This window comes from Fibrobacter sp. UWR4 (assembly GCF_003149045.1).
Taxonomy (GTDB): Bacteria; Fibrobacterota; Fibrobacteria; order Fibrobacterales; family Fibrobacteraceae; genus Fibrobacter.
Genome location: NZ_QGDU01000021.1, coordinates 22998 through 44008, shown reverse-complemented (window position 1 = coordinate 44008; position 21011 = coordinate 22998). Strand labels below are relative to the sequence as shown.

The window sequence follows — 21011 nt, the reverse complement described above, 5'->3', positions numbered from 1 at the left end:
AGTAATAAATCCGCAAGCAAGAAATTCCAGTCAAAAAAAAAGCCCGCACTAAGCGAGCTTTAAAATACCCGGATCGCGATTCGAACGCGAGTCTGATCCTTAGGAGGGACCCGTTCTATCCAACTGAACTATCCAGGCAACAACTACTTTATAGATGTCTGTCTATATCGTAAGCGGGAGCAAATATAGAAAAGATTTCCTTGCCGTCAACGCTTCCTGCGACCTACGTTCTTAAAGTCCGGCAGCAGCTTGATGCAACTGGAATCCTGGGGAGGCTTTCTGGAGAATTTCAGTTCCTTGGAGAACACCCCGTCAGCATAAGAGGATATGGTCCAGGTATTCCCCTTGGTACAACCATTCAGATCAATACGGTTCGTTGCGACAAACTTATTTCCCATTATGTTGTATTCAAAAACATCGGTTTCCACAACTTCAGGGATTTCCAAATCCTTGGCATAGCCAACCCTCTTGTTCTTTCCAAAGAAAGCCTTCTGGGTGGTCACATATTCCGTAGCTTTCTGCTCCAGGTCAAGGACCAGTTCTTCGGCAGGTTTCTCACATAGTCTGGATATACCATAGATGCCAAAGCCAACCGCGACGATTCCTGCCACAATTGCCGCAGGAATTGCCAAAGTCTTCAGCCGTACATTTCCAAGCTTTTCCATCATGACGGCAATGCCGTTATCCACTTCTTCCTTGCCGTTCTCATCCATCACAGAAAGAAGTTTCAACTTCAGCATCACCGAAATCATCAGGGAGGGGCGAATCAAGCCCACCAAGGCGACAACGAGAATAATTGCCGCCACCACCATCAGGACGACAAGAACCAAGTTGACGGTTCCCACCAAAGCATCGGAAGGCAGCAATTGCTTCATGTTGTTCAGCTGGTCCAGCAGTTCCTTATGGCCGGCAATGTTTGACACTGCAAGGCGGCCAGAGAAACTGTTATACAAGGCCAGGCCATCATGAACCATCCCTTGAGCCATGGGCAAAAAGTCCAGCAACTTCTGGAGCAACAGACATACGGTCAGCAGAATTCCACCGGAAATGGCGAATGCACCGGCAATTACACGAGCTGTTCTTATGGGCGATAAACCTTTCACTACTTAATCCCCATCAATTCTCGAGCCAATTTCTTGGCGGCGGTAAAGTCTGCCTTTCCTGTACCCAGCTTAGGAACCTTTTCCACCGGGAACGCTGCAGACGGAAGCATAATAGGCGGGAAATCGTTTGCACGAAGTTCAGAAAGGAGCTGTTTAGATTCCATTTCACCCTGATACAGAAGGACAATCTTTTCGCCCTTCGCCGCATCAGGAACTGTAGTAACGAGATAGTCTAGGCCCTCGAGGACCTTGGTATCCTGAATTTTCTTTTCTACAGCACCCAGGCTAACCATTTCACCGCCCAACTTTGCAAAGCGGCTATAGCGGTCCACGATAGTAAGGAATCCATCCTGGTCCAGATACCCCTTGTCACCCGTACGATAATAACGGATGCCATCCTTCATGACAATCACGCTGTTGGTTCGATCCGGATCCTTCAGGTAGCCCTTCATTACCTGGCAGCCACCAATGAGAATCATACCAGCTTCACCCGTGGGCAACGGTTCGTTAGTATCCGGATCCACAATGAGGAACTGGGTACCCGGAAGCGCAGGACCCACAGTGCCCGGTTTGTTATTGACCTGCAGAGTGGTATAGTCATTCATCAAGGTGTTTTCCGTATTGGTAGAAGCCACCGGAGCAGTTTCGGTACAGCCATAACCTTCAAGAACTTCAATACCGAACTTCAAGCGGAATGCGGTAGACAATTCCGGACGCATGGCTTCTGCGCCGGCGATAATCAGGCGCACGGATTTAAACACCAGGGGATGCACATAACGGCTAACCGTAAAGGCGCGCAGGAATGTGGGGGTAGCAACCATCAATGTCACATGGAATTCGCAGCAGACGCGGGCCATGGTCTTCACGTCCGTCGGGTCAGCAACAGCCACAATGGGACAACCTTCCGTAAGGTTCAGCAAGGTCGTCACCGTCAAGCCAAAGCTATGGAACAACGGAAGTTCAGAAAGCATCACATCGCCACGGCTCACATTCAAGATACAAGCCAGCTGCTGGATGTTACCCATCAGGTTGCGCTGAGTCAGTTCAACCCCCTTAGGCGTACCTTCGGAACCGGAACTGAACACGATCACACCATTGTCATCCATAGAGGTTCGCTTGCAGAACACCATACGAATCACCCAGGACGGCATCATTACGCAAAGGACCAGGAAGAAAGCGATCTTTGCCTTGGGAATTTCCTTCATGAGGTCTTCCGCATAGAACAAACGTACCTTGTCGCTTGCCACCTGAGAAAAATCGTTACCGCGACCTTTCAGCTTTTCCACAAACTGACGGCTTGTAATTATCGTCTTTACATCAGCCCTCTCGCAGCAGAACTTTACGTTATCCACAGAGGAGGTATAGTTCAAGTTCACATTCGTCTTGCCCATGACCCAGAGAGCCAGGTTCACAATCACACCTGCAGGGCTCGGCGGAAGCATAATGCCAACATTCTGTTCCTTCTTGCCCAGCTTCTTCTTCAAAAGGCATCTGAAGGCCATAACGGCACCCATCAGCTTGTAGCCAGACAAATGTCCACCATCGGGACTGTAAATCGCAGGACCATTCTTCACGTACCTCTTGCAGGTACGGATCCAGGATTCCGCAATGGGGCGGGTAAAGTCCACGGCATACTTCCAGGCATCGATAGAAACCTTACGGACAATGGCGCGAACCTCGTTAGGAGGTGTGGTTGCGGGAATAGGTTCGCCAAAGGCAACCGTCACGGCACGGTCAGAAGAGGCGCCAAACATATCGGAGCCGCTGTAGCTGAAGTTCGTTCCCCAAAGGCCCTGAATGTAGAAGGGAATAATGGAGGCATCGGTTCCTTCAACAGCCTTGGAATAGTCAATGTTGAACGGTTCCACATGAGGGGACTTGGACACTTCACCCGTAGGAAAAATCACCACGGCGTTCCCGGCAAGGAGCGCCTCATGGATTTTTTCCATGGCGACAGCCGGATGACGATTGTCAATACGGATCATCCCCAGACGCTTTAGGATTGCACGCAGATACCAACGTTCAAAATGGTCTTTATTGCTAGCAATGCAAAGGGCGCGAGGAGAAGCCATCTGAATCATGGCCCAGTCAATGAAGCTATGATGGTTACCAACTAAAAGCACCGGTCCTTCGTTAGGAATGTTCTGCACCCCATGAACGCGAATACGATAGCGGTTGAACACAAGCTTCAGCATGGAACGAAGCAGAGCCTGAGGCAGGTTGGAAATGGTCCAGAAGAACACGACCGCAGAAATAATGGCGATTCCAAGGAAATAGCGCTGAGGACGAATATCCGTGTAATGCACCATAAAGGAGAACAAGAACAGGAATACGATCAGGACAACAGCCTGGATCAAGTTCGCAAAGGCAAGAACGGAGCCGGAATTATTAGGACGGGTGTTATACTGGAGCAGGGCATTTACCGGCACCAGGAATATACCGCCAAAGAATCCAGTCAAGGAATAAAGCACAATCAAGGCCAAGGGATTTATGAGGAACGGGACAAAGAACATGCACAGGGATACGCCAATCATGCCCATGGGAATAAAGCCCGTTTCAATAAAGTCCTTAGAGCGAGATGCAGCAAAAATAGCACCCACCATTAGGCCTGCCACAGCAAAGGGCATGGAAGTGCTAATCATGTTGATCGTATGAGATCCAGATACATCCTGGAACATCAGCACGAACACCTGGGCCAGGGCCCAGAACATGGAAAGGGCGATAATGGATGCTCGGAGAGTAGGAACGCGCCAACCAAGACTCAGATGTTTCTTCACCTTGGATAGATTGACGTTCTTATTTTCATACTTGACCTTGGGAACCAAGAAACTTGCAATGGTGCCAAGAACGCTAATACCAGTCACAATCCAAGGAATGACAACAGAATGAGAAGTAAGGCGATGAACCGCTTCGTAATTCTTAAGCTGGGAAACATCAATCAGGTTCACACCCACAATTACAAACCAGGAAGCACAAATCAAGCCAATCAGGCTGAAAATCTGGAGAAAAGCGTTGGCATAACTCAGATTACGGACACCGAACATTTCCTTAAGGATTCCGTACTTGGCTGCACTATGAATGGCAAAGCCGCAACTCAAGCCGATGGAAAGCCAGAATGCCACTCGAGGGCAACCACATGTGACCAACACAGACTGGGCAATAATGAATGCAGTCATCAGCAAAGAGGACCAGGCAAGTACCTTATTCTTGGAAAACTTATTGGTGAAAAAGCCCGCAAAAAAGACCATCACCACATAAGGCGCGATGAAGAAAATCTGCAGCATGAAATTTTGCCAGGTCTGACCGCTAGTTGCATCAGCAAAGGAGCCGGAAAGAATCTTCTGGGCATAAATAAACACAGCCATCTGTACAAAGGTAGTGGCCAGGATGGACAAAAAGTAGCGAGCAGCGCCCCTAACTTTCCACATGAGTTACCTCGTAAAAACTTGAATTCTTCAAAAATTTAACTTTTTAAAGAAATAATCATTGTATTAGACGTTCCAAATCCTTCACGGATTTAGGAATATTGGCCGAAATATTTTCAAAACCATTTTTTGTAAGAAGAAGATCATCTTCAATGCGGATTCCAATCTTCTCCACGTACTTTTTCCCGCCAATGGTTGCTGAAAATTCGCCATAAAGACCTGGTTCGCAAGAAATCAGCATTCCCGGTTCAAGAACCACGTCCAGTGATCTAGATTCAGGACTTCCTTCATGAATCTGCTCCCCGATAAAGTGACTTACACCATGGGGGCGCTTATCATAGAGCAGCTTGTACTTACCCTTGGCTCCCTTTACAAGACGATCTTCCAAGGCGTCCATTATAAAATCCCAGGGAACCATGCCGATTTCCTTTAGGGACACTCCAGGACGGACAAACTTCTGGTATTCCGTCTGGGCGTCAAGAACGATTTCGTACAACATTTTCTGGAGAGGATTGAACTTCCCATTCACAGGAACGGTGCGGGAAATATCACTATGAAGAGAGCCAATACGGGTCCCAAAGTCAAGAAGCACCAGTTCCCCCTTTTCCAGAGGCTCATCCTTCTTCACATAGTGAAGACAGCAGGCATTTTCACCCCCAGCAACGATTGTGGGGAACGCAAGGTCACCATCACTACGGCGCTGCATTTCATAATCCAGCAGAAGTCCCAGTTCACGTTCATTTTTCAGCGTAGATAGTTTACCCAAAACTTCCCTGAAGGCCAAATCCGTAGCATCCTGGGCCTTTCTCGCATCCAGAACACGTTCCTTTTCCAACGGAAGGCGCAACCTCCAATGAATGGGAGCAGCACTTTTCAATTTAACACCAGTGCCCTTCAAAGCCTTCAGCATCTCCTTACGGAACATATCATTATGGTCCCCAGGAAATTTTTCGAAATAATAGGCATAGGCATGGCCGCAGGATGGTTTCTTCCTGGCCCTTTCGATGATCGTATCGAAAAGTTCGTCTACAGGACGCACATCGTCAATTCCCGTAATCCTGGCAACTTCATCGTCATCTTCCAGATATCCCAGGCGCTTTCCATTCCAGAATTCCTTGAATGGATCCTTATGGGGCACAAACAGGATTTCATCCCCATTTCTAGGATCCAAAAGCAGATAGCACCCAGCCTGGTTAATGCCTGTCAGGTACAGAAAGGCAGGTTCCTGCATAAAACGGGTAAAAGTCTGGGAAAACGCCTCTTCCCCACCCGGGTCCATAGGCATTCCAGCAAAAACACAGAAGGAATCCAGTTCCTTCATCATCTGTTGCCTGCGTTTCTTATAAAGTTTCCTGGAATTGTAGTTGTCGGAAGAAAGAAATACTTGGGAATAGGGAGAAACGGACATAATTACACCTCTTGCACCACAAAAATTAGGCAATCTTAAGGCAAATGTTCAAATTTTAGGCCTAAAAGCCCTATTTTTTTATGAATTTTACATTTATTCAAGATTTAGTTATATATATTTTAGCCATCACAGACTAGAATGGAGCCTGAATAAATGTCTCTTTTTAAAAATTGGAAATTGATCGTTGCAACTATGACCGTTGCTATGTTTACTGCTTGCGCTGGTTCTAACGGCGGTTCTGACGACGAATATGATGATGATGTAGCTGCTGAATCCTCTGAAGGTGGTGCAAAGTCTTCCGCCAAGAAGAAGAAGGAACCTCCCAAGGAAGTCATCGACGAAAATAAGCTGAAGAAGACTGAACAGGAAGCTACCGCTATCAACGAAGATAACCACAAGCTCCGTAAGGAAATCTTCGACGCCAAGAACAAGCTTGGCATGTCTACTGCAGAAGACGCAGAATAATTTGATGAGCGAAGTACAGCGCTATTCAATTTCAGACGACCTGAAACGTACTATTTCAGGCGAGAATGAAACGGTTTTCCGATTACTGGAGAGCCGTTTTTCCGTTGAGATACAAACTCGACTTCCTGGTCTGACCATCGTGGCAGGTGAAAATGGAAACATTTCCGGAGTCTTCGCCATACTGGACCAGCTAAAAATCGCCGCCCGTAACGGCAGACCTATTACCGCAAGGAAAGTGGAGCGCCTTCTGGAACCTCTGGAACTGACAGGGGAAGTCCAAGGCGAAGAAATCCCTTCCACCCCTATTTTCAGGAATCGTCTTGGGGTTTCCGTTTTCGCAAAGACTCCAGCACAGGCAGAGCTGGTCAAGGCAGTGGAAAAGAACGACGTGATTTTCGCCAAAGGGCCAGCAGGAACAGGCAAGACGTTCCTGGCAGTCACCCTGGCAGTCGCAAGCCTGGAACGCCACGAGGCAGAACGGATCTGCCTGGTACGTCCCGCTGTAGAAGCTGGCGAATCCCTAGGTTACCTGCCCGGCGACCTAAAGGAAAAGATTGCCCCCTATCTCCGCCCCATTCAGGATAGCCTGTCCGAACTCCTGCCGGCAGAAAAACTCCGCCGTTACGAAGAAGCCGGAGCCATTGAAGTGGCCCCCCTCGCCTATATGCGTGGCCGCACCCTGAAACGCGCGTTCATCATTCTGGACGAAGCCCAGAACACCACTCCCGAACAGATGAAGATGTTCCTCACCCGTCTCGGTCCTTATAGTAAGGCTATCATCACCGGCGACGCAACCCAGGTAGACCTGGGCAAGGGGCAAAGGTCCGGCTTTGTCCACGCCATGGACATTCTTCAAGGAATCCCTGGCATTGCACAGATTAACTTCACCGCCACAGACGTTCTCCGCCACCACCTGGTAAAGGACATCCTGATGGCCTACGAGCAAAAAGACAAGTAGAGAGTTATAAAATGAGAAAGAAACAGATGAAAATCCACCTCCTCATTGGTTGGGCGCTGATTGCCATCGCCGCCATTTTCCTGTTTCCGGACAAGAACATCGCCCTCCAGGCGGAGCGTCCTCACTTGGGTCAGGCAAGTCCTCGAACCATCATCGCGCCCTTCAACTTTGAAGTTCCCAAGTCCGCCCAGGAAATCGAAGCGGAACGCAATCGTGCGGCCGAAAAGGTCAACGCCATCTTCGAATACAACTCCGACGAATCCAAGCGCCAGTACGACGAACTGAAGAACTTCCTGCAGAAAGTCGCCCAGTATGGAAACCTTCAGCACCAAATCAATCAGGCCAGCAACGTCGAGGGTTCCGACTCCACCATCCAGACAAAGGTGACCCAGGCTGGCCGTTATTACGAAAGCTTAAAGCAACGCATTTCTACAACAGCCATTAAGCCCTTGAGTCAGAATTCCAAGGCTCGCGATTCACTGCTTTCCGTATTTAACCAAATGTTGCAGAAAGGCATTTCCAACACGGTCATCGCCCCCACGGAAACGGCCCTCCAGCTTTTCATCGGCAACTACAATCTGCCCCAGAATATCAAGCACATCATCTATACACGTCCCAACATCACACTCCTGAAAGATAATGAGAACGTGACTGTTGAAGTCGCCAACGTGCAGCCGGTGCAGCGCCGCATTGACGAAGCTTTCGCCCAGCTCCAGAACAGTTTCCCCACAGATCAAGGACTGCTTTCCGCCTTCTACGAAACCCTGTTCCTGTTCGTCCAGCCCAACGTCTTCTACCTGGAAAAGGAAACTCAGGCCAGCCGCGAGGAAGCCCGCAGCAAGGTGACCCTCAACAAGGGCATGATTCCCCGCGGTATGGAAATTGTGGCTCAAGGCGCTCCCGTCACCAAGGACATTCTTGAAAAGATTGAAGCACTCCAGATTGCACAGCAGCGTGAAGAAAATTCCAGGACCTTTACCGCCATTTACGGTAACGCCCTTATTTTCGTGGTGATTATCTCCTTCTTTATGGTGTTCTTCATATTTACACCGTCCCGCGGCATGTTCAAGAATCCTCGTCAGCTGTGGAGCCTTATGGTCCTCACCCTCATGCAGCTGATTGTTTTCTGGCTGGTACATCACCTTTCCGGAAATATTGCCAAGCTGGAAGTTGAAATTCCGTTCCTATCCGAAAACTTCGACATCATGTGGCTTTATCCTTTTGCACTGGCCCCTGTAATCGCGACGGTACTTTACGACCGACGTATCGGCCTTGCATTCACCACATTCTCCTCCCTGATTTTTGGAATCCTTAACGGATATGACATGGCAGCAGGCATTTGTGCATTTGCAGTGATGTTTGCCACCACCTATCCTCTCGCAAGAATGCGTTACCGAGTTCAGTTCCTGTGGGGGATTCTCACCGGTATCATTACCATGGCTGCGGTAGTTGCCCTCATGCTGTTGCTCCGAAACCGTCTTTCCTTCGACATTTTCTATCACAATTTGATCATCGGCGCGGCAAACGTAATGATCTGTACCGCCCTTGCATCAGTAGCCCTCATCCACTTGATGGAAAAAATCTTCGGCATCACCACAGTCCTCACCCTTATGGAAATGTCCGACTTCAACCGTCCTGCACTGAAGCGCATTTCCGAAATGGCTCCTGGCACATTCCATCACAGCATTCAGGTTTCCAACCTGGCAGAAAAGGTCGCCGACAGCATTGGTGCCAACTCCCTACTGGTTCGCGTAATGGCACTCTACCATGACATCGGTAAAACCATGCGCCCGGAATATTTCACAGAAAACCAGAAGCAAGGCATCAACCCCCATAACAATCTGGATCCCCTGCAGTCCGTCAAGTTGATTGTATCCCATGTAGAACAGGGCGTGACAATGGCAAAGAACGACTACAAGCTTCCAGAACTCATTACAGCAGGTATCCAGGAACACCATGGATCCTCTGTCATCCAGTTCTTCTACCATAAGGCTCTGGAAAACGCAAAGGAAAAGGGAATCGAAGTTAAAATTGAAGACTTCAGCTACAAGGGTCCCAAGCCCCAAAGCAAGGAAACCGCAATTCTTATGCTGGCGGACATTATTGAAGCAACGAGCCGATCCATGACAGACACTACCCCGGAAGCGCTGGGAGCCATGATCCATAAGACCATTGAAGGTCGCTACATGGAAGGCCAGTTCAACGAAAGTAATCTTTCCATCAAGGATCTATCCAAGTTGGAAAAGGCTTTCCTGAACAGTCTGGACGGAACTTATCACACCCGAGTAAAGTATCCCGGACAGAAGTAAGACATTGTCATCAATAGAGGCTCTATAGGAAATCACAAAGCACGGCTAGAAAGCCGTGCTTTTTTGTTAGTCCTTTAGGGATTATCCGCCACGAACGTGGCGGATGTAAAAACCGCCCGCTATGCGGGTGGATTAAAGCTTAAGCAATTCCGAATTTTGAAAAAGGAATGTCCCCAAATTGGTAATGTTTAGTTGTTCAAGCCAACACTATCAAAATGGAGACATTCCAAAATGGCAGAAAGTCTAGCGCACACAAAGTATGTGTGCAAATACCATATCGTATTTACTCCCAAGTACCGTCGCAAAGTTATCTTTTACGAATTGCGGGCTGATATCCGCCAAATTATAAAAGATTTGTGCAAATGGAAAGGTGTGACCATAATTGAAGGGCATCTAATGTGCGACCACATTCATCTGCTCCTTTCAATACCTCCCAAATATTCGGTCTCGAATTTTATGGGCTACTTAAAAGGTAAATCAGCGATGATGATTTTTGAGCGGCATGCCAACTTGAAATACAAGTACGGTAATAAACACTTCTGGGCTACGGGGTATTACGTGAGTACGGTGGGTTTAAACACTGCGACCGTACAGAAGTATATCCGAGAGCAGGAGAAAGCTGATCAAATAGAAGATAAGCTGGCTACAAAAGAATACACCGACCCTTTCAAGGGTGGCCGGTAATCAGTCCACAATGGCTTGAACGAAGAGAAAGCCAGCGTCATTAAGGCGCTGGCAGTAATAACCCCTTCTAGGGGTAGATCAAACCACCCCTCTTAGGGGTGGTTTGTGATTAAAAAACTTGACTTTTTTCAGCAATTCACCTTGACAAGACACTATAACTTTGTATATTTGGCTTCGTAATCGTGAAACGGTAGGTGACACATGACAAAAAAGAATCTTCTTCTTATTGCTCTTGGCGTTGTCCTTCTGGTTATCGGTTTCTTCTGCCTCGCTACTGGCCCTGCAGAAAATCCGGTTTCCCTTACGGTTGCACCCCTTATTCTCTGCCTCGCCTACCTGGTGATTATTCCTGTAGGAATTCTCTGGAAGGGCAAGAAAGACAATAAGGACGAAGTTCAGTAATCCTGAACAACCCTTTCGGGCGATTAGCTCAGCTGGTTCAGAGCGTCTGCCTTACAAGCAGAATGTCAGCGGTTCGAATCCGTTATCGCCCACTACCGAAAAATCGGAAACGATTTGGGGTGGTAGCTCAATTTTGGTTAGAGCACCGGCCTGTCACGCCGGAGGTTGCGAGTTCAAGCCTCGTCTATCCCGCTAAAAAGGATCTTCGAAAGAAGGTCCTTTTTTGCATACCTCCCCCTTCCACCATCTATTCCATCCAGAACAAACATTATTTAGTTATCCGAAAACGCAAACAAAGGACTAATCGTGCGCACTCACGCAGTCTAGTCCTTTCTTCTACCACACTGCGTCCCGATTCAAAGGACCAAACACAGGCAACAGCGAGATTTAGTCCTTCGATGCACTAATTTTTCATCAACGAATGGACAAAAAAAAGGACCAAATGCGCGCACTCACGCTGTCTAGTCCTTTCTTCTACCACACTGCGTCCCGATTCAAAGGACCAAACACAGGCGACAGCGAGATTTAGTCCTTCGATGCACTAATTTTCCATCAATGAAAGGACAAAAAAAAGGACCAAATGTGCGCACTCACGCAGTCTAGTCCTTTCTTCTACCACACTGCGTCCCGATTCAAAGGACCAAACACAGGCGACAGCGAGATTTAGTCCTTCGTACCGCATCGCCACAGTAGGCTATAGCGAACATCGTCTAGAAAAGCTTGATGTACTTAGATTGTTTACGCTCCCACTTTACGGAGCGGCCCATGGCATCAAACTTTCTCGCAGGAAGCATAAGGGTACGGGGGTAAACAACAGCCCTCTTGTTCAGTCCTTCCGTAGCAGATGAATCCTGCACCAGGGAATCAGAGCCAACAGTGTCGCCCGGAACAACGGAATCTACAGGCACCACAGTATCACCAGGAACGACAGAGGTCGTATCCCCCGCATAATCGGAAGGTTTACGCAAAATCCATACACCAGACTGAATATCACGACTACGCTGATCCTGAACAATATTCTTGCCATCTGGCAGCAAGTAAAGTTTGCTCTTGAAATTCTGCAGGTAGAAGGCATCAGGAGTATTTACGGGAGCTACTTCAAAAACGTACCTCTGGTGAGCACCTCCATTCCAGGAATAAGTTCCAATAACAATCCCCGCGGCAGTTGACTCATTAGGAACATCGATGACCCTGTCACCGAATTCAAATCTGTAGGTTACCGGATTTTCCCCGATGCTCCAGACTTTGGCGATAGTGCGGTCGCCGGAACAGTCCATCATTTCCAGGCCGTTACTTTCGGTAATGCCCATGCAACGCCCATCAGCCATATACTCCACGCGAGCCTCCATAAAGAATGCTTCCTTGAAGATATCCTGATACATGGCCTCCACCATCAGAGCATGGTTGATCAGGTCCTGCTCTGACTTCATTTCGCTATCGTAGTTCAAGCCGAAGGGCCAAAAATGCTGGGAGTCACCCTTTAAAACGGTGGTCGGGTCCCCGGTCAATTCCTTGACCTTAGCCTGAGCGATGGGCCCTTGGAAAACGCCATCCTTAAGCATGTTTCTGTATTCGGTGGTGGTGCCCATACCCATAGTATGTCCCATTTCGTGAAGGGCAGTACGCACGTTCATATAGGCGCGACCTGCACCAAAACGCATGGTTCCATTATAGCTGGCGTCGGCAGTCTGGACTCCAGTATTGTAGTGGACCTCGATATGCTTGCTAAGATGCGTATACTTGTTATAGATGAAAACCGCAGAATCCATAGCGGCAGAAATACGCTTGTAAGCATCCAGTTCGTCTTCGGAGGGATTCTCCACCTTATTTAGATGATAATCCACCTTTGCAATGGCATTAGGGACAAATGCCAGGAAAACAGAAAATATTGTTCCTGAGACAAGACGGGAATAGCTAGCAATCATAATTCACTCCAGACCAATACACCTTCCTTTAAATCTATCATAAACATTCTTTTACATCAAGTAAAAAAAGTTTTCTGTGAGCTAGGATATTTTATACGCAAAAATTTGTAGTTTTAGTGCGAAAATTTGAGTAAAGGAGTGACCCTCATGAAGGCAATGTATATCGCTAGTAGTATTGCTTTGACTGCACTCTTGGCCCTTACCGGCTGTGCAGGCAACAAGAATACATCCACCCGTTCCCTCGGTCAGGCCGAAGCAACCATGACTTTGGCAAATGACGCCAAGCTTGACGCAGCAGTCACCGCCGATGCAACCGCCAAACTGGATTCCGCAAAGGCCCTGCAGGCAGATGGCGAAGAAGAACAGGCTCAGGCCCTCGCCGAACAGGCTGATCTCGAACTCCGCCTTGCCTTGGCAACCGCAGAACGCGATCAGGCCAAGAAGGAAAACGAAAAGGTGGAAAAGGAACTCCGCGCTGACGTAGAAAGAAAGCTCATCTATCAGAGCATTCTGGACAAGGAAACCAAGAAGGAGGCAAAGTAATGAACAAGAAGATTATTTCTCTGGGCCTTCTGGCAGCTTCCATGAGTTTCGCCGCCCCTCTGGACGAATGCCTGGCAGCGTTGAACGAAGCCAAAGCCACCATTCCCGCAAACGCTCTTTCCGCAAAGTTGACCCTAGCACAGGCTCAGGGCGTCTATAACGAACTTCTTACGGTTATGGCCGACGACGAAGATTCCGAACGAATCCCGGCATTGGCAGACAACTGCCAGAAGTACGCAAGCATCATTAAGCTTCAGGCAGAAACCCAGACTCTCCGCAACAAGATTGCAGAAAACTGGGAAAAGCGCAATGCAACCAACCGCTCCATCGAAGCCATCCAGGAACAGATCGCCAGCGCCCGTAGCGGCAAGATGTCCAGCCTGGCAGCAGATCTGGAAGCAGAAAAGGCTCGACTGTCCCAGTCCAAGGATCAGGAAGCCCGCCTCCAGGCAGAAATGCAGAAGAATCAGGAAAAGTTCCAGGCCGAAGCAGCCGCCCAGGAAGCAGCACTAAAGGCTGCTGGTGAACGTGAAGCAGAACTCCAGCAGAAGCTGGCCGAAGAACAGGCCGCCCTGGAAGCAGAAAAGAAGGCTCTAGCCGAAGAACGCGCCAAGGCAGAAGCTCGCCAGCAGGAAGCCATGAACAAGCTGAACGAGCTTCAGTCCAAGATGATTCAGGTGTCTAAGGACGCCCGTGGCATTATCCTCTCCATGTCCGACATTCTGTTCGCCGTGAACAAGGCCGACCTGAAGCAGGACCTGAAGACCAGCCTTGCAAAGGTTGCCGGCATCCTCTCTGTCTATCAGCAGTTCAGCGTCTCTATCGAAGGTAACACCGACAATACGGGTTCCGAGGAACACAACATGAAGTTGTCCCAGCAGCGTGCCGACAACGTGATGAAGTTCCTGGTGGACCAGGGTATCGACGCAAGCCGTCTTACCGCCAAGGGCCTGGGTATGACCATGCCTATTGCAGACAACTCCACCAAGGAAGGTCGCCAGAAGAACCGTCGTGTGGATCTGGTGATCCAGGACAAGGCTCTGCAGGCCCAACAACCGGCGGCAGAACAGGCCACACCGGCAGCAGAACAGTCTGTTCCCGCGGCAGAACAGCCTGCACCGGCAGCAGAACAGCCTGCCAAGTAGTCGAAATCACATATTTTGCCGGAAACTGTTTCCAAATTGACTCAAATTTTCTAAATTCCGGCCTGTAATCTTAAACCGGCGGCGCAAGTCGCCAATAAACAAACAAGAGGTAAAACAATGGCAGTTTCTTACAAGGAACTCGGCTTGGTTAACACCAAGGAAATGTTCAAGAAGGCTGTTGCTGGTGGCTATGCTATCCCGGCTTTCAACTTCAACACCATGGAACAGATGCAGGCAATCGTTCAGGCTTCCGTTAAGCAGAAGTCTCCGGTGATCATGCAGGTTTCTAAGGGCGCTCGTAACTATGCTAACGGCACTATCCTCCGCTACATGGCTCAGGGTGCTGTTGAATACGCTAAGGAACTGGGCTGCGCAAATCCGCAGATCGTTCTCCACCTCGACCACGGTGACTCTTTCGAACTGTGCAAGGACTGCATCGACAACGGCTTCTCTTCCGTTATGATCGACGGTTCTTCTCTCCCGTACGAAGAAAACATCGCCCTCACCAAGAAGGTTGTTGAATACGCTCACGCTCACGACGTTACCGTTGAAGCTGAACTCGGTGTTCTCGCCGGTGTTGAAGACGAAGTTGCTTCTGAAGTTTCTCACTACACCAAGCCGGAAGAAGTTGTTGACTTCGCTACCCGTACTGGTTGCGACTCTCTCGCAATCTCCATCGGTACTTCTCACGGTGCTTACAAGTTCAAGCCGGAACAGTGCACTCGCAACGCTGACGGCATCCTGGTTCCGCCTCCCCTGGCATTCGACGTTCTCGAAGCCATCGAAAAGGAACTCCCGGGCTTCCCCATCGTTCTCCACGGTTCTTCTTCCGTTCCTCAGGACGAAGTTAAGACCATCAACGAAAACGGCGGTAAGCTCCCCGATGCAGTTGGTATTCCGGAAGAACAGCTCCGCAAGGCTTCCAAGTCTGCAGTTTGCAAGATCAACATCGACTCCGACTCTCGTCTCGCTATGACTGCTGCAGTTCGTAAGTACTTCAACGAACACCCGGATCATTTCGACCCGCGTCAGTACCTGAAGCCGGCTCGCGAAAACATGCAGAAGATGTACGAACACAAGATCGTTGACGTTCTTGGTTCTAACGACAAGCTTTAATGACCGCTCGTGCTAAACTCGGGTGATGAACCTGTGTTAGGCACTCGCTCTCACGAAAAGGACCTGCCCTACAAGGCAGGTCTTTTTCGTTCACGGATAGAGACCGTTCGCGCTAGAATCAGGACAAGTACCTGCGTTAAGCGCTCGCTCTCAAAAAGGCGCTCGGTTCTACCGAGTGCCTTTTTTCACGGATAGACCGCTCGCACTAAGCCTTGCTCGCCTAACTTAGTGAAGTTAAAAAGGACTCGCCCTTCAAAGGCGGGTCTTTTTATAGTATCCATTGTTTTACAAGATTTTTTTGAATTTTTCGTCCAAAACATTTTTAGTTTAAGGAGGATAAAAATAGGAGGTTCTTATGTCCAAGCTTCAAAAGTATAATCGCATTGTTTTCGCCATCATCTCCATACCCACGCTATTTTTAATGTTCGGTTTGGCATACACGTTCGCTAGTGAGGTCCTGTTCCCAACAGAATCGGAATACGACAGAAATAATGGCAGCATTTCCAAAGAAGTGGCGGAAAAGAACAACAAGAAAAAGGAAAACACCCAGTACATTTCCTATAAAGACATCATCGTTCTCAATCCTGAAAAGATGGAATTCGTCGTTCCCGTCGTGGCAAGAACCATGGAAAAGCCAGAACGCCGTTTCGACCGCTTCGGTTTTTATGAAGCAAGCGTAGATGAAGTCGTCTTTGATGAAGATTCCCCCTCGGAATTGGCAACGGCCATGTCCCTGGAAGAAAAGAAAGAAGATACCCCTGTCAAGAGAGTTCGAAAGCCTGATACCGCCTTCCTCAAGTCTTATTATACAGAACAGTTCGTCAACCTGGTCTATGAAAATGACGCAGGCAAAATCCACAAGTCAATCATGGACAAACGCTTTACCGGTTGGAACTTAAGTATTATCCGCAACGGAAAGAAGCGCTACCTGGCCTTTATCGGAACGGAAAACGACACCAATAAGGACGGCTATCTCAACCAGGACGACAATGGAGACTTCTATCTATACGATATAGATGCGGGTTCCATGAAAGTAGTCTCACTGCCCCATATGGAAATTGAATACTACTACATGATCAAGAATACCCCCACCCTCATCTTCGTTGTAAAAGATAGGGACCGTCCAGAAACACACAAAAACGAAACCTTCATCTACCGTTACGATTTAAACACCGGCAAACTGGAAGATATTATCCCCGATGCAGAAAAAGAAATGCATCGAAAGCAGATCCAGTAAGTTTTGTATATTGCCTTCTATGAAAACAAACGATTCTGTAACCATGACTTGCCCCCACTGCGGCGCCGAACTTAAACCTGACGCCACCTTCTGCCGTCACTGTGGCAGCGACAAAAATACAGGTTGGAAGGACGGCGCAGAATTTGCCGACGAAGAACTCCCCGACTACGACGAAATCCTAGAAAATGAATTTGGAGAGGACTCCCTGGGCAACAAGAAAAGGTCCAAGGGAATGGGTGTCGTGGGCACCATCGCGGCCATTATCGTGGCATTAGCCTTTATGGCAGCCATGGTTCTGCATTAGCCAAATCAGGCTTTCTATGCTAGAGTTTTTTCAAGAGCCTCAAGGGTTTCAGCGGCTTCAGTGAAGTCATAATCATCAATCTGTTCCTTCAGTTTACGAAGCAGGCGTTCCTGTTCCGGAATAAAGGAAATGTATTCCACATCATCCAGAATACGCTTACAGAGGGTCGAAGAACAGTTATCCAACGCATCCTTCAAGGCAGTTACGGCGGTCTTCAGCTTCTCCTGAGCTTCAGGATCAGCCTGTTTCGGGGCCGATTCCGTATTTTCCTGGACAACATTAACTAGAACAACTTCCAAATCCTGAATCAAATTCTTCAGGCTATTTTCAAAGGAACTTAAGAGAGCAGGATTGCAGGTCTTTTCAGACAGCTGTTCCTCCAGTTCAGATCCAAGTTTCTGTGTTTGACCTGCACCAATTGTACCGCACAATCCCTTGATGGTATGTACCGTACGGGAAGCCAATTCGTAATCATGATTTTCCAGCAGACGATGAAGATCAAAGCTGCTGTTGCCATAATCACGGACAAAGCCCTGCACAATCTTCAGGTAAATGCTACGGCTGCTATTGGCATGATAGAAGCCCGTTTCCGCATCGAAATCACGAACCTTCTGGAACTGGTTCACAAATTCGCGATCTTCCGGAGAAATAGCTTCCTTTTCCGTATCGGCAGTGGCAACCATAGGCGTTTCGGATGCAACCGCCAGGAACTTCGCCATTTCCTCGTATAGCAGGGACGGATCGATAGGTTTCACAATATGGGCATTCATACCTGCAGCAAAGCATTCTTCCGTATCTTTCTGGAAGGCTCGGGCACTCATGGCAAGAATCGGAACCTTCTTGAAGTATTCATCTTCCCGGGCACGAATTTCCTTAGTTGCGGTCAAGCCATCCATCACAGGCATCTGAATATCCATCAGCACCAGATCAAAGGCATCCTTCTTCAATACCTCCAGGGATTCCTTACCATTGTTAGCAACAACCACGGTAAGACCCACGCTATTCAGCAAGGACACAGCCAGTTCCTGGTTCATCTGGTTGTCTTCCACCAGCAGGACCTTTGCCTCCTTAAAGTAAATCTTGCTCTTTTCTTTCTTCTTCGCCTTCTTGTAGGTCGGTTCAAGTCCAACGGCTTCCTGCATGGAACTCAGGAGAGAGCCCATCTGGAGAGGCTTAGGAACACAACTACAAAAGCCCAGGCCCAAAGCCCTGCTCATGTCACTTTCGTCAAAGTGAATGGGATGCATCAGCACCTTAGGAACAAGGACCATCTTTTCATTTAGACCATGAACAAAATCGAATCCGTTCAGGATAGGCATTTCGTAATCCACCAGGAACAAATCGTAGGGATCCTCCCCTGCTTCATCATGAGCCTGAATCAAATCCAGGGCTTCATCCACAGAAGAAGCTTCTTCCACGACGCACTGTAACATGGTCAAGTAACGGCGCAAGACCGTTCTCAGGTTGGCGCAATCATCCACAAGGAGAATATTCTTTCCCTTGAAATCCTCCACGTCCATCCACTTGGGCTGAGCGGCAGAGGCAGGTGCAATGGGCAACGTGATTGTAAAGAAGAACCTGGAACCAACACCTGGTTCACTTTCCACCTGCATCTGGCCACCCATCAATTCCACCAGGGACTTGGAAATCACCAGGCCCAGGCCAGTACCGCCATACTTACGCGTTGTAGAGCCATCCGCCTGAGTGAAAGCGTTAAACAGACGGCTACGCTGTTCCGGAGTCATACCGATGCCAGTATCAATTACACTGAAGGACAGTTTGACACTACCGGCATTGCGCTGGAGCATTTCAACACGGAGGGTGATGTTTCCCTTTTCCGTAAACTTGGTTGCATTATTGATCAGGTTGGTAAAGATCTGAGAAATTCGTAGAGGGTCACCCATCAGGATTTCCGGAATTTCAGGATCGATATCCACGATCAGTTCAATGGGTTTTCCATCAATACGGACTTCCGCAAGGGCAGCCACCTCACCCAGCACATCCTGAAGCACAAGCTGTGTATTTTCAAGTTCCTGCTTCTTGGCTTCAATTTTGGAGAAGTCCAGGATGTTGTTGATAATTCCGAGCAAGGACTTCGCTGCGGCGCTAATTCGATCGATAAATCCGCGCTGATGTTCATCCAGCTGTGTTTCGGAAGTCAGGTGGGCCATACCGATAATGGCATTCATAGGCGTACGGATTTCATGACTCATATTGGCCAGGAATTCGCTCTTTGCCTGGGTAGCCTGTTCTGCAATTTCACGAGCTGCCACCACTTCGGAAATATCGATCATGGAAAGCATGTAGCCCACCAGAGTTTCCTGCATGGCCAAGGTACAGGCTTCGCCACGGAACCAGACGCTGGTATGCAAGGCCTCGGATTTTAATTCAAAGGAATCCTTCCAAAGATCCTGCTTGCTGAAGGACCTCTTCAAGGATCGGATCATATTCTCTGGAAGACCAATGTCCTTCAGTTCATCCAGCTTAAGACCAATCAGGGATTTCCATTCGCAGCCAAAGAAATCGGCCAACTGCTTGGAAATATAGGTCACCTTCAGGTATCTGTCGAAAATGATCAGGATAGAGTGATCAGCAGACATCATGATGGTGTCAAGGATGGTATCCTTCTGAATACCGCTGGTTTCATCGGTAATCATAAAGAGGTAACGCATTTCACCGTTATCTTCCACCAGCACCTGGAAGAAGATTCCCCACCATGCGATTTCCCCATTAAAGCTCTTTACTGGCACACGAATCTTGCGTTCACTGGCGTGCATTTCACCGCCCATCGCCACACGATGTGCAAACTTCTTGAACTGATCAGAATCAATGTACTTAAAGAGAATTTGACCCTTAATATCATCCCCATCCGTAAGGAAGTCCATGACGTAAGCGCTGGCGTGGAGGATATCAAAGGTATCATTCGTCAGGATAATCCTAAAGTTATCACTTCCTAGCAAAGTGTCGAACATGGTACTCGAGCTCACGCTATCGCTCAGGTCTCTCTGGATATACCGACTAAACAGCATATGGGACACGATGGCGGCGGCACCCATCAGGATAATCACAGCAAGGACAACCAGAAGAATGAATGCAGAAATGTGGTTTTCCACGCCGGATACAATGCGGTTCTGCTGGGCGGCATGAATCACGTAGAATGGCTTATTCTTTAAACTCACCACCATGAACACCATGCGCTGATGATGTTCATTGGTTCTTTCAAAACGAAGGACTTCTGCGGCACTTAATGTATCCGCGCTAAAACTTCCGGAAACCATTTCCAGCAAGTTTTCCACCGTATCCTGGACCACCTTACCCATATTGGTTTCATAAGGGAAATAGGTGATCAGGTTATCGTTTTCCTTGCTCAGGAGCAACGTGATACCACCTTCATCACGAGCAAGGGATCCCATAGACGTGCGGATCTCATGCAAATCCAGATCTTCCGCAATAACGGAAGTGACCCTCTTATTCTTATCCCAAATGGGATGGGACAAGGTCATGGTCATCTTTCCCAAATCACGGCGAACGTTCGGTCCAGAGAACGCAAGCCCCTTCTTTCGGGCTGCTTCCAGATACCATGCGGTTGTACGGAATTCGGACTTACCGCTTTCCAGTTTCATACCCCTAGCAGAACTATACTCACCCTTACTGGAGCCATAATACAGGTCTACCACGCCATCATCCCGAAGAATCTGCTTGGATGTTTGCCCCTTTAGGGCTCCTGCCTGATAGTACTGAGCTTTCTTGGCCAAGTCCATGAAGTCTTTTTCATAATCCGTCAAAAGCTTCTCGACGCTATAGACCACCTTGTTCTTCAAGTTGCTTTCTGCAGAAGAATACGCAGAGGTAACGAACATGGAGCGGACCATGAAATAGAAAAAGCATACAAGAACAACGGATGCCACCAGCATGGGAATGGCATAAACAAAAGAAATGCGCCATCTTAGGCGACGACGCTTGTCATTTAAGGGATTTTGAGTCATG

At 48.4% G+C, this 21011-nt stretch carries 15 protein-coding genes and 3 tRNA genes; 12 read left to right on the top strand and 6 right to left on the bottom strand.

Translation table 11 applies throughout. From position 1 onward, the window contains the following. Positions 1 to 65 precede the first annotated feature (65 nt). The 4 genes from BGX12_RS09965 to BGX12_RS09950 all read right to left on the bottom strand — a co-directional run bounded on the left by BGX12_RS09965 (position 66) and on the right by BGX12_RS09950 (position 5936). A tRNA-Arg gene (locus BGX12_RS09965) sits at positions 66 to 138 on the bottom strand. A 68-nt stretch (positions 139 to 206) separates the two neighbouring features. Further along, positions 207 to 1103 carry a hypothetical protein gene (locus BGX12_RS09960; RefSeq protein WP_109735920.1) on the bottom strand — a complete coding sequence of 299 codons (897 nt, stop codon included), beginning with the start codon at positions 1101 to 1103 and terminating at the stop codon, positions 207 to 209. After that, positions 1103 to 4531, bottom strand: a complete 3429-nt coding sequence (locus BGX12_RS09955) for an MFS transporter (protein WP_109735919.1) — start codon at positions 4529 to 4531, stop codon at positions 1103 to 1105. Before BGX12_RS09955 ends, BGX12_RS09960 begins: the two co-directional genes overlap by 1 nt. A 55-nt stretch (positions 4532 to 4586) precedes the next feature. Further along, positions 4587 to 5936 (bottom strand): Xaa-Pro peptidase family protein, encoded by a 1350-nt coding sequence (locus BGX12_RS09950; protein ID WP_109735918.1) that lies wholly within the window; start codon positions 5934 to 5936, stop codon positions 4587 to 4589. A 192-nt stretch (positions 5937 to 6128) separates the two neighbouring features. Between BGX12_RS09950 and BGX12_RS09945 the strand changes: the two genes are divergently transcribed. The 7 genes from BGX12_RS09945 (at position 6129) to BGX12_RS09915 (ending at position 10946) form a co-directional block, all read left to right on the top strand. Next, entirely contained in the window at positions 6129 to 6401 is a 273-nt protein-coding gene (locus BGX12_RS09945; protein WP_233246354.1) for a hypothetical protein, read from the top strand. A gap of 4 nt (positions 6402 to 6405) precedes the next feature. Then, on the top strand, positions 6406 to 7359 hold the full coding sequence (locus BGX12_RS09940) for a PhoH family protein (RefSeq protein WP_109735916.1): 954 nt from the start codon (positions 6406 to 6408) through the stop codon (positions 7357 to 7359). 11 nt (positions 7360 to 7370) lie between these two features. Then, entirely contained in the window at positions 7371 to 9668 is a 2298-nt protein-coding gene (locus BGX12_RS09935; RefSeq protein WP_109735915.1) for an HD family phosphohydrolase, read from the top strand. Positions 9669 to 9899: 231 nt separating this feature from the next. After that, entirely contained in the window at positions 9900 to 10352 is a 453-nt protein-coding gene (gene tnpA / locus BGX12_RS09930; RefSeq protein WP_109735914.1) for an IS200/IS605 family transposase, read from the top strand. 201 nt (positions 10353 to 10553) lie between these two features. Then, positions 10554 to 10754, top strand: coding sequence for a hypothetical protein (locus tag BGX12_RS09925; protein WP_109735913.1), 201 nt, complete (start codon positions 10554 to 10556; stop codon positions 10752 to 10754). Between the two features lie 17 nt (positions 10755 to 10771). Beyond that, positions 10772 to 10846: transfer RNA gene (locus BGX12_RS09920), tRNA-Val, on the top strand. Between the two features lie 24 nt (positions 10847 to 10870). Next, positions 10871 to 10946 (top strand) — tRNA-Asp (locus BGX12_RS09915). Between the two features lie 518 nt (positions 10947 to 11464). Here the strand turns inward: BGX12_RS09915 and BGX12_RS09910 are convergent. After that, a complete protein-coding gene (locus tag BGX12_RS09910; RefSeq protein WP_109735912.1) occupies positions 11465 to 12679 on the bottom strand; it encodes an RICIN domain-containing protein in 1215 nt (404 codons plus the stop codon). Positions 12680 to 12826: 147 nt separating this feature from the next. Here BGX12_RS09910 and BGX12_RS09905 point away from each other — a divergent pair, with 147 nt between their 5' ends. From BGX12_RS09905 to BGX12_RS09885, 5 genes are all read left to right on the top strand, one after another. After that, positions 12827 to 13222 (top strand): DUF4398 domain-containing protein, encoded by a 396-nt coding sequence (locus BGX12_RS09905; RefSeq protein WP_109735911.1) that lies wholly within the window; start codon positions 12827 to 12829, stop codon positions 13220 to 13222. Further along, positions 13222 to 14367, top strand: a complete 1146-nt coding sequence (locus tag BGX12_RS09900) for an OmpA family protein (protein ID WP_109735910.1) — start codon at positions 13222 to 13224, stop codon at positions 14365 to 14367. Before BGX12_RS09905 ends, BGX12_RS09900 begins: the two co-directional genes overlap by 1 nt. A gap of 117 nt (positions 14368 to 14484) precedes the next feature. Next, a complete protein-coding gene (locus tag BGX12_RS09895) occupies positions 14485 to 15483 on the top strand; it encodes a class II fructose-bisphosphate aldolase (protein WP_109735909.1) in 999 nt (332 codons plus the stop codon). A gap of 355 nt (positions 15484 to 15838) precedes the next feature. Further along, positions 15839 to 16720, top strand: a complete 882-nt coding sequence (locus tag BGX12_RS09890) for a hypothetical protein (protein WP_109735908.1) — start codon at positions 15839 to 15841, stop codon at positions 16718 to 16720. 19 nt (positions 16721 to 16739) lie between these two features. Beyond that, positions 16740 to 17024: a zinc ribbon domain-containing protein gene (locus tag BGX12_RS09885; RefSeq protein WP_233246353.1), complete on the top strand. Its 285-nt coding sequence runs from the start codon at positions 16740 to 16742 to the stop codon at positions 17022 to 17024. 14 nt (positions 17025 to 17038) lie between these two features. Here BGX12_RS09885 and BGX12_RS09880 read toward each other — a convergent pair whose 3' ends face one another. Continuing rightward, on the bottom strand, positions 17039 to 21010 hold the full coding sequence (locus BGX12_RS09880; RefSeq protein WP_109735907.1) for a response regulator: 3972 nt from the start codon (positions 21008 to 21010) through the stop codon (positions 17039 to 17041). Position 21011 lies beyond the last annotated feature (1 nt).

Bases quoted from the DNA above. Each gene is read 5' to 3' on its own strand.
- BGX12_RS09880 (WP_109735907.1), bottom strand. From the start codon at position 21,010: ATGACTCAAAATCCCTTAAATGACAAGCGTCGTCGCCTAAGATGGCGC.
- BGX12_RS09885 (WP_233246353.1), top strand. From the start codon at position 16,740: ATGAAAACAAACGATTCTGTAACCATGACTTGCCCCCACTGCGGCGCC.
- BGX12_RS09900 (WP_109735910.1), top strand. From the start codon at position 13,222: ATGAACAAGAAGATTATTTCTCTGGGCCTTCTGGCAGCTTCCATGAGT.
- BGX12_RS09950 (WP_109735918.1), bottom strand. From the start codon at position 5,936: ATGTCCGTTTCTCCCTATTCCCAAGTATTTCTTTCTTCCGACAACTAC.
- BGX12_RS09905 (WP_109735911.1), top strand. From the start codon at position 12,827: ATGAAGGCAATGTATATCGCTAGTAGTATTGCTTTGACTGCACTCTTG.
- BGX12_RS09890 (WP_109735908.1), top strand. From the start codon at position 15,839: ATGTCCAAGCTTCAAAAGTATAATCGCATTGTTTTCGCCATCATCTCC.
- BGX12_RS09940 (WP_109735916.1), top strand. From the start codon at position 6,406: ATGAGCGAAGTACAGCGCTATTCAATTTCAGACGACCTGAAACGTACT.
- BGX12_RS09955 (WP_109735919.1), bottom strand. From the start codon at position 4,531: ATGTGGAAAGTTAGGGGCGCTGCTCGCTACTTTTTGTCCATCCTGGCC.
- BGX12_RS09935 (WP_109735915.1), top strand. From the start codon at position 7,371: ATGAGAAAGAAACAGATGAAAATCCACCTCCTCATTGGTTGGGCGCTG.
- BGX12_RS09895 (WP_109735909.1), top strand. From the start codon at position 14,485: ATGGCAGTTTCTTACAAGGAACTCGGCTTGGTTAACACCAAGGAAATG.
- BGX12_RS09910 (WP_109735912.1), bottom strand. From the start codon at position 12,679: ATGATTGCTAGCTATTCCCGTCTTGTCTCAGGAACAATATTTTCTGTT.
- BGX12_RS09925 (WP_109735913.1), top strand. From the start codon at position 10,554: ATGACAAAAAAGAATCTTCTTCTTATTGCTCTTGGCGTTGTCCTTCTG.
- tnpA (WP_109735914.1), top strand. From the start codon at position 9,900: ATGGCAGAAAGTCTAGCGCACACAAAGTATGTGTGCAAATACCATATC.
- BGX12_RS09945 (WP_233246354.1), top strand. From the start codon at position 6,129: ATGACCGTTGCTATGTTTACTGCTTGCGCTGGTTCTAACGGCGGTTCT.